The 14,242-nt window shown below is 51.7% G+C and carries 11 protein-coding genes; all 11 read right to left on the bottom strand.

Annotated features, from left to right (window positions below):
* Positions 1–42: 42 nt before the first annotated feature.
* A complete protein-coding gene (locus FGS84_RS22910) occupies positions 43–2,073 on the bottom strand; it encodes a nucleoside-diphosphate sugar epimerase/dehydratase (protein ID WP_243130044.1) in 2,031 nt (676 codons plus the stop codon).
* A gap of 123 nt (positions 2,074–2,196) precedes the next feature.
* Positions 2,197–2,877, bottom strand: coding sequence for a hypothetical protein (locus FGS84_RS22905; protein ID WP_138310637.1), 681 nt, complete (start codon positions 2,875–2,877; stop codon positions 2,197–2,199).
* Between the two features lie 87 nt (positions 2,878–2,964).
* Positions 2,965–4,053 carry an LCP family protein gene (locus FGS84_RS22900; RefSeq protein ID WP_138310636.1) on the bottom strand — a complete coding sequence of 363 codons (1,089 nt, stop codon included), beginning with the start codon at positions 4,051–4,053 and terminating at the stop codon, positions 2,965–2,967.
* A complete protein-coding gene (locus FGS84_RS22895; RefSeq protein ID WP_138310635.1) occupies positions 4,022–4,822 on the bottom strand; it encodes a polysaccharide biosynthesis tyrosine autokinase in 801 nt (266 codons plus the stop codon). Before FGS84_RS22895 ends, FGS84_RS22900 begins: the two co-directional genes overlap by 32 nt.
* A gap of 2 nt (positions 4,823–4,824) precedes the next feature.
* Positions 4,825–5,595, bottom strand: coding sequence for a Wzz/FepE/Etk N-terminal domain-containing protein (locus FGS84_RS22890; protein WP_138310634.1), 771 nt, complete (start codon positions 5,593–5,595; stop codon positions 4,825–4,827).
* A 42-nt stretch (positions 5,596–5,637) separates the two neighbouring features.
* Positions 5,638–6,393, bottom strand: coding sequence for a CpsB/CapC family capsule biosynthesis tyrosine phosphatase (locus FGS84_RS22885; RefSeq protein ID WP_138310633.1), 756 nt, complete (start codon positions 6,391–6,393; stop codon positions 5,638–5,640).
* 375 nt (positions 6,394–6,768) lie between these two features.
* Entirely contained in the window at positions 6,769–7,686 is a 918-nt protein-coding gene (locus FGS84_RS22880) for a tyrosine-type recombinase/integrase (protein WP_138310632.1), read from the bottom strand.
* A 163-nt stretch (positions 7,687–7,849) separates the two neighbouring features.
* Entirely contained in the window at positions 7,850–8,332 is a 483-nt protein-coding gene (locus FGS84_RS22875) for a YbaK/EbsC family protein (RefSeq protein ID WP_138310631.1), read from the bottom strand.
* Positions 8,333–8,414: 82 nt separating this feature from the next.
* Entirely contained in the window at positions 8,415–9,227 is an 813-nt protein-coding gene (locus FGS84_RS22870) for a tetratricopeptide repeat protein (RefSeq protein WP_138310630.1), read from the bottom strand.
* A complete protein-coding gene (locus tag FGS84_RS22865; protein ID WP_138310629.1) occupies positions 9,224–10,447 on the bottom strand; it encodes a DUF5716 family protein in 1,224 nt (407 codons plus the stop codon). Before FGS84_RS22865 ends, FGS84_RS22870 begins: the two co-directional genes overlap by 4 nt.
* Before the next feature lie 14 nt (positions 10,448–10,461).
* On the bottom strand, positions 10,462–14,052 hold the full coding sequence (locus FGS84_RS22860; RefSeq protein ID WP_138310628.1) for a DUF5717 family protein: 3,591 nt from the start codon (positions 14,050–14,052) through the stop codon (positions 10,462–10,464).
* Positions 14,053–14,242 lie beyond the last annotated feature (190 nt).

The following is a 14,242-nucleotide window of genomic DNA, read 5'->3' as shown; positions in this document are numbered from 1 at the left end:
CTTTGCGTGATTTGTTTCAGGAAACTAAATAATGGTATTTCCCTATTTTGTCATTGTTGCATCCTGTAATGTGTTGTATACTGCCATTGCATTATGAAGCTCTCTCCTGCTCCTTGCCGGAGATTTCACCCCAGGCATTATACCATCCCCCGGTTCCGGTCCGGCTCCTTCCCCACAGCCAGGCTCCATACCGGCGGCGGCCTGTGCCAAAACCTCGTCCTGGTCTGTCATTGCCCCATTGGCATCCTCTTGCGCCCTGTAATGGTACTCCGGCACCATCTCGTGGACCAGCTCCCGGATATTGTCCTTCTCCAGCCATGCGGCCTCATCCAGGCGCGCCAGTCCCTTCTCAAACCGTTCGTAATTCATCTCAATGGGCTTTCCTATAAAAATCCTTTCATTTCCGGTCCTCTGAAGTCCCTCCTCATCCATGAGAAGCTCCTCGTAAAGCTTTTCTCCCGGTCTCAGCCCTGTAAACCGGATGTCGATGTCCCTGTAGGGTTCATACCCCGACAGCCGGATTAGGTTCTCGGCCATATCCAGGATTCGCACCGGTTTCCCCATGTTCAGCACAAATATTTCCCCTCCCATGGCATAGGCGCCGGCCTGCAGCACCAGGCTTACGGCCTCGGGTATGGTCATAAAATACCGTATGATATCCCTATGGGTTACGGTCACAGGCCCCCCGTTTTCTATCTGTTTCTTAAACAGGGGAATCACGCTTCCATTGCTGCCCAGCACATTTCCAAAGCGGACCGCCACAAACTCAGTGCCGCTCTTTTGGTTGCACATCTGTATGACCATCTCGCAGAGGCGCTTGCTGGCCCCCATAATATTGGTGGGGTTCACCGCCTTATCCGTGGATATCAGGATGAAACGGCTGGCGCCGTACTGCATGGCTGCCCTGGCAGTCTTATAGGTTCCCAGCACATTGTTCTTGATGGCTTCGTTGGGGCTGTCCTCCATCAGGGGCACATGCTTATGGGCCGCTGCGTGGTAAACAATATCCGGCCTGTACGTGCGAAACAGGTAATCCATGCGGTTGGTGTTGCGGACGGAGCCGATGAGCACCACCAGGTCCAGGTCCGGAACATTCCGTTTCAGCTCCTGCTGGATTTCATAGGCATTGTTCTCATACATATCAAATATAATGAGCTGCCGGACCCCATGGCCTGCCAGCTGCCTGCACAGCTCGCTTCCTATGGAACCTCCCCCGCCTGTGACAAGGACCACCTTACCGCGCACATAACCCATGATTTCGTCCAGACAGACCTGCACCGGTTCCCTTCCCAGCAAATCCTCTATTTCCACCTTTTTAAGTCTGGATATATTTACCTCACCATTCATCAGCTGATATACACCGGGCAGATACTTAACCTGGCATCCTGTTTGCTGGCATATGCCCAGAATGTCCTTTATCTCATCCCCCGGCGCTGAGGGCAGCGCCACATATATGGCGTCAATATTCTTTTGTTTCACAAGCTCCGGTATGTCGTTCCTTGTACCGGCTACCATGACACCGTCTACGAACCTTCCCTGCTTGTCCCTGTCGTCGTCCACGATGCACGCCGGGAAGCCGTGGATTTTCCCGCTGGCCTTCATTTCCCGGATAATGAGGGTTCCCGCCTGGCCTGCTCCTACCACCATCACCTGGGGCGCGGACTCTTTTTTCCAGGCGCGGTTCAATCTGTTCACAGTCCTCTGGAGGACCTGAAAGCTGACGCGGCCGCATATAGCCGCTCCTGCCATCAGGATAAACCACAGGAGATAATAGCTTCTGGGCATCCGCTGCCCGGATATCAATATACCCGCGGGCTGGGCCAGCGCTGCAATGCTACAGATTAGAACCACTTCCAGCATCTCCCGGGTTCCCGCAGAGCCCCACATGATGGCATACAGGCGTCCGCCATAAAATACCAGGGTAACCACCGCCATCTGCAGCAACCCATATATCCGTAAGGCCTGTACATACGCTGCAGGTATACTGTAAAAATCCAAATCAAACCTAAGCCCCAGGGCCAGACAGGCGCAAATCCATACTGCCGCCATGTCATACGCCCAGAGCAGGCACATCCTTACCCGCTTACTGCGGGGAAGGTATTTATCCAACACAATTCTGTCCCTATTTCTCACATTCCCACTCTTCCCTGTTATCTGTGCTTTCACTGTATATTAACCGGACATTCATCCATCCCTCTATTTCTTATATACAACAGACAAGGTACCGGAGCCGGGTACATTAAACCAAAGCATCTTGGCCCCCGCATCCACCCTGGTGGGTTTGATGAGCTGCCATGTTCCTGTCATATTGTTGTAAAATAACACTTCAACGTCGCCCAGACCGTCCAGCAGGTTTGGCACATAGAGCGGGACCTCCACCTGCCCTGTCTTCTCTGTGTTGGTGGCTGCGTCCTTTATCACGATTGCATGTGTTCCAACCAGGGCGTTATAGCCCGCCAGGTCCAATCCCGGCACTGCTTCGTTTAACGGTTTCCCGTTGTTTATGCTGTTGATGGTATTTACCACCGGTTCAGGCAAGCCTGCCACCGCAGCGTCGGTGCCCTGCACAAATTCCAGGGCAGTATCCCCTATCACTGCCTGCCCCCTGCTGTTGGTTCCCACCGCATGTTCTCCCGCTGTCTGTCCCACTGCTATCCCCACTGCATTGTTTCCCTGCCCGGAACTTGTAACCGTGGAATTCGAGGATGCCCCTCCTTTTATTTGGTCCACCTTTTCCCCGATGTCATAGCTGCTTCCGTCGCTTCCGCCTCCCACAATAACCGGCCCTGTTCCCGGGCTGTTGGCCGCGAATATACATGTGGCCTGAGACACGGTAAGGACCATTGCCAGTGTCATGATTGCTGTTCTTTTTCTCATAATTTCCACCTTTCTTTTCCATCTAAGGGAGATTGCTTCTTTACCAGTTTATTATTTTTCCTTCCCTGCCCCGTTCATTTCCTGCCTTCATTCCCAGGGCCTGTAGAACCAATCCAGTACGATTGCCATGATTTCCTCCTGATTCGGATGATATTCGTCGTAAACAACTGTCTCCACGGCTGTTCCCGGCAGAGTAACCATATCTGTATCTGTAAAATCCTGATTTCCCCCTAAAAAGGCCAGGGCCATATCCAGATACCGGTCTTTTGTCATGTCCGTTACCATATACGGTTCTATTTCCCTCATCAAATCCGGAATAAGGCTGTCGTCAAGCCTTGATTTATTCCTTGCCGCATCCAGGAATCCCCTGATATATAATTTCTGGCGTTCCATTCGGACCAGAGCGCTCTGGGCCTTGCCTGTATCCCTGTAGCGCACATACGCCTCTGCCTGTTCTCCACGCAGGGTAACGGTCCTGCCCTGGATAAAAGCAGGATTTACCTGTTCCAGTCCCTGCTCTTTAATGGTGACGGCAACGCCTCCCACCTTATCATTGGCCACAGGCAGAACAGCCATGCTTACTGCCATGTATCCGTCTATGGATAAACCTCCCAGCAGACGGCTCACTGCTTCCGTCACGTACATACAGCTTTTTTCCCTTCCATCCCCATATGCATAAGCCAATGTAAGATGCTGGATTCCCTTGCCCAGCTCGTTCCCGCTTAAATCCGTCAATGTAATTTCCGTCATGGTATCCCTGGGAATTACAAGCATCTTTATCCGGTCCCTGGCCGTATCCTGGGCCACCAGAAATATACCGTCCGCCTGTCCGCCGGAACCAGCCACCCTGGTCTCCTCCAGACTTCCAGGCCTGTCTATGCCCATGCACAGAATTGCCTTTATGTATGTATTGCGCCGGTACCTCTTCCCCCGGTATTCCACTGCGCCGTCCGGGTCTGCCATGGTGTTATCTGCCTGCGGGCGGTGCCACTGCTGCGCCTCACGGGACAATGCCTTTCTTTCCAGATACATCTGAGCGGTTTTATAAAGGAACAGTGCTGCCAGTATGAGAGCCAGGGCCGCAGCTGCCAGCAGCCGTTTCCTGTGGGTATAAAACCGGTTGTTTTTACGGATTCCATGACTGTCATGTGTCCTGTGATTGCGGTGTTGTGTCATTCTTTGTCCGCGCCCCGCTTACTTCATTGGCAGACGGCGCTTTTCCCTCCTCATACCTGCCGTAGTGCCTGCCGTATTTCCCATAATACTTACCGCTGCGTTTTCCGTAATATCTCTCATAGTAGCTGTGCTCATACCCGCCGCCCACCCGGTTCAGCACGGCTCCCAGAATACGGCATCCGCTTTTTTCCAGCTGCCCCCTCACTTTCTGTACAAGACGGTAGCTGATTGCCCCGCTTTCAATGACAATGACAGCGCCGTCGCATTGGCTGGCAACGATGGCTCCGTCTATGATGTTTGCCATTGGCGGAGTGTCAATGATAATGTAATCATAGGTTTCCTTCACTTTGTCAATCATTGTCTTAAACAGGTCATCCTCCAGCAGTTCGGCCGGATTGGGTGAAAAGGGACCGGAAAGAATCATATTCAGGTTCTCCATATCTGTCTCATAGCATATCTCCTCCAGGGTTTTTTGCCCGCTGAGATACTGGGACAGGCCGTTGGGATTTCCATTGATTTCATACCGCTTGACCATGACGGACTTGCGTATGTCGGCATCCACCAGCAGGACCTTCTTTCCTATGTTTCCAAAGGAGGAGGCCAGGGCGAATGCTGTCTCACTCTTTCCTTCGTCGGGCATAGAACTGGTAAACATGATGGTCTTGAGGCCGCTTCCGCAAAACTGGATGTTTGTGCGCAGGGTCTTGATGGCTTCCTCGTAAAAATAATCCTTTCTGCCGGTATTTTTCAGATGTAAGACTCCATCCATTCCTATTCCCCCTTTCTGTTTTTCCCTGTTTTACGTTTTTTACGGTCCTGCTTCCTCTTGCTCCGGTTTCGCTGCTGTTCTTTTGACATACCATCGTCATCCGGAACAGATGCCAGTACGCTCATACCCAGGTATTTTCCCACATCCTCCTCCGAGCGGATTGTGTCGTTCATAATAACCTTCAGGGTTATGATGCCGCAGGCGGCAACGATACATGCCAGCCCGCCCAGCACCGCGTTCTTTCTTATGCTGGGAGATGCAGGATTCTCCGGCACCACTCCCTGTTCAATAATCTTGGGCGGTACCATCTCCATGATATCCCCTATGTAATCAGAGGAAGCATTGGCCACCTCATCCACAATGGCCTTGGCTCTCACCGGGTCCGTATCGGATACAGTCATGTTCAGTATCCTGGTATCCGCTGGATTCGATATCCGTATCCTGGCTTTTAACTGGCCGTAAGTCATATTCAGCCCCTGTTTCTCAATCACCCGTTCCAGCACCGGCCTGCTGGTAATCATCACACTGTAATCCTTTGTAAGCTGGCTTCCTATCTGTAAATCCGCCAGGGACGTCAGGGTAGTCTCTTTTGAGAGGACATATACCATGGCCGTGGATGTGTATACAGGCGTCAATATCAGGCGGCTGTAGGCTCCTGCGCCCAGACAGCCTATGACTGCTGCCAGAATGATTATCCAGGCCCTTTTCTTAAATTCAAACAACAACTCCAGGAGGTCTATCTCCATATCATCTTCTCTGTACAGCTTTTCCATCTTCCTCACATTTCCTTTATTTTGTTTCCCAGGCAAATACATTTACAAAACAGAATCCCTCAATATATATTCCTGGTTCTGTCTGAGAAGCCGCTCCGCCATCCCCCCGGCGCCCTGCCCTTTCCGTTCCTGCTGCATCATCCATCCGGCAGCCTCCCTCATCTCAGGCGGACGTATCAATACCCCATGCATGTCCGTAGCTATAAAATGGATGTTTCCCTTCCGTATCTCCTTTCTGCACCAGACAGACTGCCTGTCAAAAATTCCTCCGCCAAGACTTCCCGCATTCATCTGCAGGTATGCGCCGCACTTAACCAGCTCCTCTGTCCTCCCCCTCTCCCTGAGGCAGCCATACCGTTCCGCATGGGCAATAACCGGCAGGTAGGAAGCCTGAACCAAGCTGCGGACCGCCCTGAACAGCCGCGTATATCCGTCACCCGGCAGAAATTCCACCAGCACATACCGGCTTCTGGAAAGGGTCAGCACCTCTCCCCGTTCCAGAAATAAGGGCAGTTCCTCAAAGTACTGTACTTCCTGTCCCAATCCAATGGTCATCCTTTCCGACAGGGAATGCGCTGCCTCCCCCAGCTGTTTTGCCAGCTCCTTCAGTCTGCCTATGTCCTGCCCGGAAATATAGTGGGGCGTTGCAATGATATGGGTGATTCCCTGTTCATGGGCCAGGTTCAACATTTCCCCTGCTTCCTCCCAGTCAGAAGCCCCGTCATCCACGCCAGGCAGTATATGGGCATGGATGTCTACCCAGCCTTTGGTTTCACCCGTTTCTTTTCTCTCTGCCAACGCGGCTCCTCTCTTGCATACGAAACAGGGAGGCTTTTCACCCCCCCCCCCAGATTCGTATGATGATTTACTATCAAATTCTTCACTGAATTTTTATTGTCTTTTATTATGTTTTCAACTGAAGAACTTCCCTGTTCCTTCCCCATCCCGCGCTTCATGATATGCTTCATTCAGCCGGTTCCCCAGATACCACAGAATAATCATTCTGTGGTAAATATCTGATAAAACAGTTAATATTTTGTTTTATTTAATCCGTGACCATAAAATGAAAGTTAAATATAGATACGCAAAGAAGCCGGCAACCCTTGATTTTGTTTCCGGCTTATGTGCATTGAAGAAAAAACATCAATATGTATATTGACTATCACTGTTTTTTTAGATATACTGTATAGAGTTTTTAGACCTGTGATTTATCATCAGAGACCTTTGTACCACGGAATGATTATTCTGTGGTATTTTTTTTATTACCCCGATTTTCAGCCTGTTAAGTACCCGCTCATGCTCCTTTACGCTGGCAGCCACATAAATGCGGGTGGTTTCAATGGAGGAATGGCCTAATATATCCGCCAGATGGGCCATATTCTTCTCCACCGCATAAAAGCTTCTGGCAAACAGATGGCGGAAATTATGGGGAAATACTTTATCCCGCATGACGCCTGCCTTCATGCAGAGCTTTTTCATGGCGTGGCAGATGTTGCTTCTGTCCAGTGGGCGTCCGGTTCTGGTGCAGAAGATGCTGCCGCTGCGGATGCCGTTCTTTCTGGCAAAGGCCTTCAGCTCCGCCGCCAGATTCTTTGGAAAAATCACAATCCTGTACTTTCCCTTCATGCTGATTTCCGCCTTTCCCTCCATAACGGACTCCACGGTTACATATCTTAATTCGCTCACCCTGATGCCCGTACTGCAGATTGTCATCATGAGATAATACAGCTGGTAATTTCCCTGCCTCCCGGCTGTATCCATCAGCCGCTCATACTCCTTTTCCGTCAGTTCCCGTTTCTCGTCAATATAAGCCCTTCTCTGGACCTTCAGAAACTTTACACGGTACTCACCCAGCCCCATAAACCTGAGGTATGCATTTACTGCCGACAATTTACCGTTGACGGTCTGGGGACGGTACAGGCTGCTGAGATGGCTGCGGTACTGAATCAGCAGCTCCTTTCCTATTTCCTTTTTCCCTAAGAATTGCAGGAACATCTGCAGTTCATAAACATATTTGCTGATTGTAGCATCAGACTTTTCTTCTTCCTTCAGAAAACCCAAAAATTGTTCTGTCACACATGCCATATCCATTGACACCTCCGTTTTTTTCTATTATTTTTCAAAACCAGGGTTTTTATGAAATATAATGATGAAAAAATTAATTGCCCGGAAGCATCCCCTCATACGCCATGGCTGAAATAAAAGAAAAAGCCGATTCCAGATAACCAGAATCAGCTTTCCAAACAAAATACAACTATATACTATCTTCCCCCCACCCTTTACAGACATCAATCCACCCCAGATACCCGGAAGCTGTCTCCAGCTCCGGAATGGTAAGCTTCACTGCGCTGCTGGCGCTGCCGCAGGCCGGGTACACCACATCAAACCGTTTAAGGGACTCATCCAGGTATACCTCCACACCCTCCTTCACTCCGAAGGGGCACACCCCGCCCACGCTGTGCCCCACCATCTCCGTCACCTCATCCGGAGACAGCATCTTGGCCTTTGTCTTAAATTGTTCCTTATACTTATGGTTGTCTACCTTGGCATCCCCGGCAGCCACAATCAGCACCGCCTTCCGGTCCACCAAAAACGATAATGTCTTGGCAATACGGGCCGGTTCACATCCCACTGCCTGGGCTGCCAGCTCCACGGTTGCGCTGGATACCTCAAACTCATAAATCCGGTCCTCCAGGCCAGCCTTCCTCAAATGCTCCTTTGCTATGTCAAACGCCATGATGTAATACCTCCGCTCTTATCCTGTTCTCATCTCGTATTTATCCTGTTCTTGTCTTTGCACCGCTTCACGCCATATAGGCTCAGACCATCATCCGGTATTCCTGCTTCCACCTGCGCACCATCTCCGACGCGCCGCTCATCCGTTTGATGGGATCCTTTTTAAACAATGCACGCAGGGCCCTGACTTCCTCTGCCTGGCCTGCTTCCAGCGCAGCCAGGTCAATCTCCTCGCTCCACTTCCTCTTCCGCTCGTCCGTAAACACGGACTGGTACTTGTCCTTCACATCCAGCTCCGGCGCAAATACAGTGAGAAAATAAATGCGTTTCAGCACCCCGTCATCCTTCCCCAGCTCAAAAGACTTGTCATAGCATCCCAGGGCTTTGTGGAACTGGAACATCATGGCGTAGCAGGCGCCCAGGTTGTTGTACACCTTTGCCAGGAACAAATCCTCCACCACCTTGTCCCTGGGATACTCCAGGATTTTCCCATACCTGGCAGCAGCCTTGCCATACTGGTGCTGGACGAACATGTAATCCGCCCTCTGTTTTTCATACTGGGCCGGATGCAGGGCCCGCAGGGACGCTGTTGTCTGCTTGAATTTCTGTATTTCCTTATCGCTGTAATAATCACATTCCGACAGGAACAGAGCCAGGACCTCCTCCGGCCTGGCGCCGGTCTCCACCAGCTTCTCCATGCGTCCCGCCAGATAATCCATGTCCAAATCCCTGCGGATGAAATCAATCAGCAGGTCATCCAGGAAATCATCCATCACCAGCACCGGGTGGTTGTATACCACATAGCACAGCTCCTGGGAGGAGTGGATATGGATTCCCAGCACATCGATATAATAGGGATGTTTCACAGGTTCCTGCCTGCAAAGTATCAGGCTCATAAATTCACCTCTTGTTTCACCACCGCGCCCGAGGAGGGGAACAGTTCCCCGAATCCCTTGTCACGGATGGACATTGTCATGGTGCCTTCATCGGTAAAGGCCACCTTAAGCTCAACCCGGGTGGTCCTGGGGGGGCGCTCCGGAAATCCGGTCAGAGGAATCCTGACCAGCTTTTTCTTCTTGGAGTCCAGGGGACTGACCGTAAACTCAATCTCCTTTTGTCCGTCCACAATCAAATCCATGGAGCTTTTGGATTCATACCAGTTGTCGCCGTAGGAGGCCACCACCAGCTGGTTCTCTCTCCCTCTGCGTATAACCTTTAAGGATACCTCCGCCTTAAGCCTTCCCTCACAGATGAACACATAGGGGTAAGAGGTTTCCTGATGGGTGTAATCAGCTCCCTTGTAAGCAGCGCCCCTGGCAAAGAGACAGGGCTCCACAAATACCTTTCTCCGGTTGCAGATTAGCCGCATGAAGCCGCTGGCCCAGTCCTGGCGCTCAAATCCCTTTCCCGTCAGAAACACCGTGGAAAACAGCTTCCTGTTTAACAGCTTCTCGCCGCAGGCCGTAAGTATCTTATCAGCCAGGCGGCTGCCGGAGGGAGAGTCCAGGATATCCAGGTTAAAGGCCTCCTCCTGGTTCTGGGCCTCTGCCTGGACCATGTTGCGCCTCATACCTCTCTGGACCTTCATCTCATAATAACACAGGCGTTCGCCGGACAGCTCAAACAGTCCCACCTGGTTGGTCCACAGCTCCTTTTTCTGGCTCAGTACATAGTATATGAAGCCCTCGGTGTGGCTGATAACATGGACACGGTCCCTTGGAATCTCCAGGTAATCGGCGCAGTACATCAGGGTGTCAAGCAGCCTGCCGTCCACGCTCTGAAGGGTGATGACCAGCTGCGCCACCTCCTCTGTTCCGAATTCCTTCCTGGGATACCCTAACATCCTCTCTATGAACAGCTTGAGCAGCGTACCGCCGCTGTAGCAGATGCCTCCGATGGTGGATGTGCCATCCTTGGCCGCCATTTTAAGAAGCTTATCCACGATAACGCCCTCTCCCAGCAGGGTGGCCGCATAAGCCTCCTCACCTGAGAGCCAGACCTCCTCTTCCTTCCTCCGGCAGATGACCGTAGGAATGGTCCACGACTTTTCTTTATCATAACAGCATATCTGGGTATAGTCGTCATTTAAATCCAGACCAATCACTAGACCGTCCATAGACAGCTCCTCCATTACTCCATGGGAAACAGCCTGCCAAGCGCCGCCGACTTCTTAAGATAGTCTTCCATTGCGTTTAAAAGCCTGCTGTCGTCCCTGTCTTTGATTGCTGCTCCCATCTCGTTCAGGCAGGCAAAACGGCTGTTCTCCTTTCCCTCCAGCTTATGGTCGCACTCCACCTGTCCCTCTGCCGCAAGCCTGCGGTGTCCGTCCAGATAGTCATATATCCTGTACTCCATGATTTCTCCCTCAAAGAGTACCTTTTGTTTCACAAAAATCCCCTGGTAAACACGGCGGATATCCTCGCTGTGGAATCCGGTTTCCTCCGGCAGGATTCTCACCTGAAGCTCCGGATGGGCGTCCTTCCTGCCCCGGTATTCCACCATGGCCTTATCCATGATGTCCTCCGGCACCGGAATATGCTTTGACAGCTCCCTGGTATAGGGGAATACCAGTCCTTCCTCCAAAAGCAGGGACGTCATGGTCTTAAGAAGCTCCGCATCCCCCTCATCCACCTTGTCCAGAGTGGAAAAATACCGCGTCAGGGCCAGCAGATAGATAGTGGGCATCCTGTCCTTATCAAAGGTATTGCTCACGGCCTGCTTCAGATATTCAAACACCCTCTGGTCCATATCCTTTTCTTCCAGGAAGTACTGGACGCTCTTCTGGGTAAAATACGCCTTTACCACCATTTCCTTGGTGGTCTTGCGCTTCATATAAAGTTCAAACACGGAATCCATCTGGTCGCAGCACCCGGTAAACAGCATCTGCCCCAGCAGCCGTTCCTCCAGGTCATATGTCTCCACATGCTCCCTGACGCCCTGAATCAGCACCTCGTACATCTGGGATACGGTTCCGTTAAAATGCTCGCACAGATAGTCCAGAATCACGCTGTCATAGCACCCCTGCCTGAACACCTGATGGGACAGCCCCAGAAGCAGGTCGTCCTGGTCAAACAGATTCATCAGTATGGTCTTGGTGCACAGCTTCATCAGCCGCGGCGTAGATATATACTGGCTTCCGTAATCCCGAATCATGCTATAGGCTTCCCGCATATAATTCTGGCTGATTAATGTCTCGCAAATCTGCTGCCTCTGTCTGGCAGCCATGGGCTTTTTATCAATCTGCACCAGATAGGCGCAGTTAAATACACCGTCACCATCCTTGTCCTCAGACGCTTTCCGGCAGTAATAATCCGTCACTGCCTGCATCAGCTTTCCCTCGAAAACAGGGCTTAAATGCATCTGCACCACGATTTCTTCCAGCAATGCAGCCTGCTCGTCCGTCTCCACCCCGCGGTTCACTATATCCCTGCATTCAGAGAGCTTGAGCATGGGATGGTCCGGATACACCTCATAACACTGGGCCAGCAGCTCCGGCCGGTCCATCACAGATACCTTCCAGTGTTTTACATCCAGATACCGGTTGCCGTATGCATCCTGGAACAGGAGAACACTGCGGTCGGAAAACAAAGGCACGTAAGCAGACTGGTTTTCCAGGAGAAATGCCTCCTCGTCCTCCAGCTCCTCATAGCGGACAATGACATACTTCATCCTGGAATCCCCGCACCGGATGCGGCAGGATTTAAGGATGCCCGGAAGCACTCTGGCCACCCGGCTGTCTATCATATCCTTATAAATCATGTGTTCGTAAATAACGGCCATGGAACGGTTGATTCTAGACTGGAACAGCTGTTCCATGGCAAACTGCTCCATATGCCTGGTGTAATTCTGATACAGCTCCGCGGAGGGATTCATATACTCCAATATATTCCGGTAGAGCACCTGACGGCTGTGCCTGTCCAAATCCTTATCATAGGAGAAATACAGCAGCACCTCCTTAGGCAGCAGGTGGCCGTAATCCTCCGGCAGGGCGTAAAGGAAATACTCGTAGAGCCTGGTCAGGTTCACTCCCTGTTCCAGGGCCTTCTCATACCAGACAAAGGCGTCCTTTTCCTTGCAGTCTCCCTTGATGAGCAGGCTGCACACAGCCTCCAGGATTGGCAGCTCCTCGTATGTCTGGTACAGCTTCTCAAATAAGCGCTCCACCAGTTTCCTGTAATGCTTAAGCCCCAGAGCCAGCTCTGCCGCCCTCAGTGCGGTTAAACGGCTGACAATTCCTTTCTGCACCCCCATGTACAGGGCCTGTATCTCAAAATCACCCAGGCGCACAAACAAATCCGGATGGGCTTCCATCAGACGGCAGGCAGAGGCATAGAGAAAGGGGCTGCTGCAGCCCTGGTTGAACAGGGATGCCATGGACCGGTACAGCTCCAGGGGATTCTGGGCCATGGTTTCATCCAGCTTCATCAGCATCAGGAAAAGATAGGGCCGTATCTCCCCGTCCTCCCACAACAGCTTTCTGATATAGCGTACCAGGGATTCCTTCTGCTGGACAGAAGGCTTGATTTCCAGACGCAGAAACTGGTAGAAACAGTATAATTCCACCTGCTGCTCCCTGTGGGCCAGCACATGGTCCCTTGCATCGTCCAGGGCCAGGGAGGCATTGTCCTCCCTGCCGTTTAGTATAAGAAGCTCCGCCTGTATCAGCTTGGCCCTCTCATCCCCCGGAAAATCCGCCCTGAGATGCTCCGTTTCCTTCATCATCTGGTTCAGGAGAAGGGCCGGCTCATAAACTCCCGCCTCATAGTCCAGGCGCAGGGATAAATATTTATACAGACTTCCATGGTCCATAAACCGGTCTGTGCCGGATTCCCGCTCAGTGCTCCCTGCTGCGCGGCGGCCCTCAGCCTCCACAGTAATCAGGAATTCCTCCCCCAGGGATTTGACGCGGATGCATCCAAAATTCCTTCCCCTGTGAAGCCTGGACGGAACAATGCGGTATCCCACCCTGCACCGGCCCTGGACAAAATCCTGGTCCGTAATCCTGGCGGTCCCCAGTTCAATGAAAGGGGCATCCGCGGTTATGTCCGCCGACACATACCCCCAGGTTCCTGCTGCTATATCAATATAATCCTCTGCTGTTCCGGTTAAGTTCTCATATATCCTGGTTCCGGTTTCCAGCCCCAGCTTTACCGGTTCCTTCACCTGCAGGGCCACCAGGAATTCCTCCATCAGGTTCCGCCTGCCCGCCCTTCCCTTCAACCCGTCATAGATGGTACGGACCCGGGAATCCTGCATGAAGGGGGCTTCTGTAAAGTCCTGGTATTCAAACATTCTCAGCGCCTTTTCCTGGTCCTTCTTAGCCAGCAGGGCAAAGTCCCTGGGAGTCTTTAAATTTCCCAGAACCTCCCCTGAATCACCGGCCTGTACACGCAAAGAATAAGGAATCTCCCTCTCACCTCCATTGGTGACCAGGTAAAAAGATCCCTTGATTTCGTCCCCGTGCTCTGAAAAGCCCACGTTGACTTCATATATAATCCGGTTGCGAAGTCCGCCAAAAGCGCTGTTCACTACCCGGACCCTTTCATGGCTGGAATACACCAGCCCTTTTATATGCAGGTTATTGCCGCTGCTCACCAATATCTCGCCACGGATGACCTCACCCGCAGGAACCGAAACCTCCACCCTCTCCGGCGTCAGCACCAGCTCCGGCGAACCATTGTCAATGATTCCCCTGGCCAGACGGTTAATACGTTCCCTCATAGTACCACCTGTATCTTTATCCTTCTGTGTAAAGTGTCCACACTTACGTAACATGATATCACATTTTGGGTGGTTTTAAAAGTTTTAATTGCATCTTTTGTGCAAACCACGGGTTCCATGTTTTTCCATCCATACTCTGTGCTCCCCTCCCCCGGTCCCGGCCTCCCCTAATTTCAAAAGGAACTTGATA

The organism is Clostridium sp. 1001271st1 H5 (assembly GCF_005845215.1).
Classification (GTDB): Bacteria; Bacillota; Clostridia; order Lachnospirales; family Lachnospiraceae; genus Enterocloster.
This window is presented reverse-complemented; position numbering and strand designations above follow the sequence as displayed.